Below are 3,814 nucleotides of genomic sequence, written 5' to 3' on the forward strand. Positions count from 1 at the left end.
GTCGTGGCATGCCAGTGACGCGCCAGCGTCGGGAGCCAGATCTGGTTGATCTGCATCGGGCCGATATCGACGGTGCCGTTGGTGTTGCCGCTGACGAAGCCGGGACGCCCCCCTTCGACATGGAGGAGGATCATGAACAGGGCGGGCGGTAGATGATACAGCCCGGCCGCGGCATCGATGCAGGAGCGGATCGTGTGGTCCGCGGCCTGCGGCGTCGCAGCGACCATGACCGGCCGGTTCGCGTCGTGATAGGGTCCAGCCCAGGCTGATGTGGTCGACAGGATCGCACAGAGGCAGCTGAGCGCGCCCCTGAACGCGCCCGGACAGCTCATGACGTCGCCCCCGAAGCTGGCTTTGGGACCATCGCCAGCTTGGCGCCGACCCATTCCGCGCCGGGGGCGCGTTCGATCAACGGGCCGAGTTCGTTGACGAGAATGCCGGTCTGGTCGGCGACCTGACTGATCGCTTCCATCATCGCGAGCATCAAGGGGGTCAGATTGCCATCCGGCGGGACGACCGACACCAGTTCGATGCCGGCCAGAGCGCGCGCACTATCCTGCATCCGCACCGGGAACGGCGTTTCGCCGAGATCGGCCCACACGGCGTTTCCGGCCATCACAAACAGCGGCAGCAGGCCCTTCGCATGGGAGGCGAGGAACGGCGAGATCTCGGTCGGCTGCCAACTATCCGCGTCGCGCAGCAGCACCGGCCGCCTCCCCATGACGAATAATTGGGAAAACGCCTCGCTCAGATAGGTAATCGTGGAGCGTGCCTGACCCGAGCCAGGCACCACGACAAGAGATTCAGCGGGGGAAGGAGATGTCATGACGGCTTCCCCCTTCACACGAAGCGACGCTTGCGGTCGCGTGGCACGGCAGGGCGCAACGGCCCGACGAACCAGCGCCGCAGGATCCGCATGGTCGCGACGATATTGACGCCGAACCAGCCGATCACCCCGAAAAACACGATCCCGATCACCGCGATGATCAGTGTCGTGAACGACCAGTAGAGCAGGAAGATCAAGGCCGGGACCAAGGCCCAGGCATCGATGATGAACAGTCGCAGCGGCTTCATCGTGTCACGCCACATCGCCGAACTCCTTCTTGAAATAGAACGCGGTCTCCTCGGAAATCTTGCCCGCAGCGAGCGCCCGATCGGCCGCGAGCGAGAAACTCTGGCCCTGGGTCCGCAGCGCCTCGCGGCAGATCAGGGGCCAGTCATCGGGTGAGGCACCGACCAACCGATGATTGAGCGGCTTGTCGAAGACGAGGAACTCCCGGAGCGCCGTGCGCTTGCCATCGACCGAGGGAACCAGACGTTGGTTGATGATCAGGCGCAGCGATTGACCCAGTTGCACCGCCACAGCGTTGCGCTCGTTGACCGGGCAGAGGCTGACCGCGATCTGGGTGGTCTCCTCGACCGATCCGGCGTGCATCGTGCCGTAGATCGCGGTGCCGGAGATCGCCATCTGCGACATCACCACCATGGTCTCGGCATCGCGGATCTCGCCGAGCACCGCGACCTTGGGATTGCGGCGCTTGGCATTGCGCGCGCCGGCGGCAAAACTCGGCAGCTCGCGCGGGATCTCGGCGGGGCTGATCAATGCCGATGCCCCGCGCACATCGTCATAGACGAACTCGATCGGCGAGGCGTATTCGAGGATCGAGAGATTGGCGGCGGGGTCGAGCAGCATGGCGCGGATCATCGCGGCCAGCAGGGTTGATTTGCCGTTCTCGGTGCCGCCGCTGACGATGACGACGCCCTTGCTGATCCGGTAGGCCGCCAGAATCTCGGGTTCAAGGTCGAGGCTCGAGAGATCCGGTGCCCGTTCGGGCAGCACGCGGGCGACGATCGAGACCGTGACCACGCCGTGGGTCTCGCATCCGGTGGCGTTGACGCGGAACCTGATCGAGCGATTGCGCTCGGGGCGCGCCTTGTAGCTGACGTCGAAATCCATCCCCTGCTTGAGCCTTGCCATACCGTCCGCGCCGTAGAACAGGTTGGTGGCGGTCTCGACTTCGGGGATGGTGAGGTCGCGCGGGGTAGCCGGCCGCAGACGACCGTAGCGTTGCACGAACGCCGGCGCGAAGGGCTGCAACCTGATGTCGGATACGTTGCGATCAGCCGCCCAGACCATGAACCGGTTCCAGTCCGGCTCGTACATCCGCGGCGGCATCGGCTCGAAGGTGAGATCCGTGTCGAGTGCTGAGATGAGCGGATCGCTCGTTAAAGGAACCTCTCGCGGGGTTTCGGCGGGGACGATACGAAGTTCGTGGCGAGATGCGTCACTCATGGCGATCACCCGTAGCGGACGAGTCACCGCTCATGGCGCGCCCCGCATCTGTGGTACGCCCTATGGTGACGCGATGCTGAAGGAGATCGCCCAACGCCACGCTTTCCTTGCCCCGTCCCTGTTCGGCGCAGACAAGATCAGCGGGCCGACTGATACCGTCGTTGAACGGGCTGCATCTGCCGGGGGTGTTGTGCCAGATCATCATCGCGTAGGTGGCGACATCGCGGGGATCGCCCTTCATGACCGCTTCCTGCAGCAGCGCCCCGAGCGTCGGGACCGGGCAGGTTTGCCACCCTCCCCGTCCCCGGGCCCGGCCCTCAGCCATCTTCAGTTTCAGGGCGAGCGCGAAATCGTCGATCGCCGCATCGTCGGGATGGATCATCCCGGTCTGCATGTCGTTTGTCATCGTCACTTCTCCTGTGTGGGTTTGACTGTCCGCGCGGACCGCCGGGGAATGACCGGGGCGGTGGTTTCGGCCACGACCCGGCGGAACACTTCAGGGCTGATGACGCCGGCGTTGCGCGCGACGCTGGCGCAGGACGCAAAACTCTCGCCTTCCGCCTGAAAATTCGTCAGGAACGGCAGCAGCCAGCCGCTTGGAGCGGACTGGAGCAAAGCTTCGCGCAAGGTCGGGCCGACCACGAGATATTCCTGCAGCGCCGAGATCGACCCCTGCCGGTTGCGGACCATTTTTTGCGAGATGATCGTGCGCAGGTTCAACGCGAGTTCAGGCAAGCCTGGCGCATGATCCTCCCCCCTGCCCCGGCTCAGCAAGGCCAGGACCCGCGCCACCGTGTTCATCACGCCGCTCGCCCCGAGGCCGACGAAAACGCGCTTGCCCTCTGCCGCGAGGGCGAGCGCGATTTCCATCGTGGCCGGATCGGTGCAGGACCCGATCGCCACGGTGTCCGCGCCGATCGAGGTCGCGTGAACCATCGCCCGGTTCAGCGGTTCGCCGGGCGGGGTCTCGACCTGCAGGATGGAGGATTTTTCCCACTCGATCGGCCGGAGTTCCTGGGTGAAGGAATAATCGGTCAAGGCGTAGATGACGGCGCGATGCTCGACGCTCCGATCCTCGACGGCCCAGCGGACCAACGCTGCAATCAGACCCGTCGCGTCGCTGTCGGAGCCGCCACTGACCAGAACGAGACCGCTGCGGGGCAGATGGTCCATCAACTCGCGATCGAGTTCATAGAAGTGGATATCCGGCAGAACATTGGGCAGCAGGCGCAGGACGATCTCATGACCGCGCAGTTCCGATGCGTCATGGATCTCGGTCTCGGTAACCTCGTAACGCAGATACTCCCTGTCCTTCAGATGCACCCGGCCGATCTTGTGCCAGTGCCGATGCGGGCTCGCGGGCTGGGTGTGATCGCCGAACAGGAATTTTCGCAGCCCCTTGAGATCGTGGGGGTTGAGAACGTGGTTGGTCGCCGTGCAGAACTCCCAATCGATCTTCGCGACCACCGGCCGCTGATCGCCGAAGAACAATTCGCTCACACCTTCCTGCACGGCGCGGCG

Annotated in this window: 5 protein-coding genes and 1 pseudogene; all 6 read right to left on the bottom strand. The window is 64.6% G+C overall.

Annotation, left to right across the window (positions count from 1 at the left end; genetic code table 11):
- A pseudogene (locus ACP5E6_RS16945) lies at positions 1-332 on the bottom strand (hypothetical protein); the annotation flags it as partial.
- Positions 329-826: a hypothetical protein gene (locus ACP5E6_RS16950; protein ID WP_427956150.1), complete on the bottom strand. Its 498-nt coding sequence runs from the start codon at positions 824-826 to the stop codon at positions 329-331. The gene ACP5E6_RS16950 and the pseudogene ACP5E6_RS16945, both read right to left, overlap by 4 nt.
- 14 nt (positions 827-840) lie before the next feature.
- Complete coding sequence (icmT, locus tag ACP5E6_RS16955) at positions 841-1,089, bottom strand: IcmT/TraK family protein (RefSeq protein ID WP_427956152.1); 249 nt, start codon at positions 1,087-1,089, stop codon at positions 841-843.
- The gene (locus ACP5E6_RS16960) at positions 1,079-2,293 is read right to left on the bottom strand and encodes a type IV pilus twitching motility protein PilT (RefSeq protein WP_427956155.1); all 1,215 of its coding nucleotides are present in this window, start codon (positions 2,291-2,293) and stop codon (positions 1,079-1,081) included. Before ACP5E6_RS16960 ends, icmT begins: the two co-directional genes overlap by 11 nt.
- Complete coding sequence (locus ACP5E6_RS16965) at positions 2,286-2,687, bottom strand: hypothetical protein (protein ID WP_427956157.1); 402 nt, start codon at positions 2,685-2,687, stop codon at positions 2,286-2,288. The genes ACP5E6_RS16960 and ACP5E6_RS16965 overlap by 8 nt, the downstream gene beginning before the upstream one ends.
- A gap of 14 nt (positions 2,688-2,701) precedes the next feature.
- A partial coding sequence (locus ACP5E6_RS16970; protein ID WP_427956158.1) for a hypothetical protein occupies positions 2,702-3,814 on the bottom strand: 1,113 nt, incomplete at its 5' end.

Source organism: Acidiphilium sp., from assembly GCF_049977125.1.
Lineage (GTDB): Bacteria > Pseudomonadota > Alphaproteobacteria > Acetobacterales > Acetobacteraceae > Acidiphilium.

What these genes read in the sequence shown, in the direction of transcription:
- ACP5E6_RS16950 (WP_427956150.1), bottom strand. Translation starts at nt 826, where the DNA reads ATGACATCTCCTTCCCCCGCTGAATCTCTTGTCGTGGTGCCTGGCTCG.
- icmT (WP_427956152.1), bottom strand. Translation starts at nt 1,089, where the DNA reads ATGTGGCGTGACACGATGAAGCCGCTGCGACTGTTCATCATCGATGCC.
- ACP5E6_RS16960 (WP_427956155.1), bottom strand. Translation starts at nt 2,293, where the DNA reads ATGAGTGACGCATCTCGCCACGAACTTCGTATCGTCCCCGCCGAAACC.
- ACP5E6_RS16965 (WP_427956157.1), bottom strand. Translation starts at nt 2,687, where the DNA reads ATGCAGACCGGGATGATCCATCCCGACGATGCGGCGATCGACGATTTC.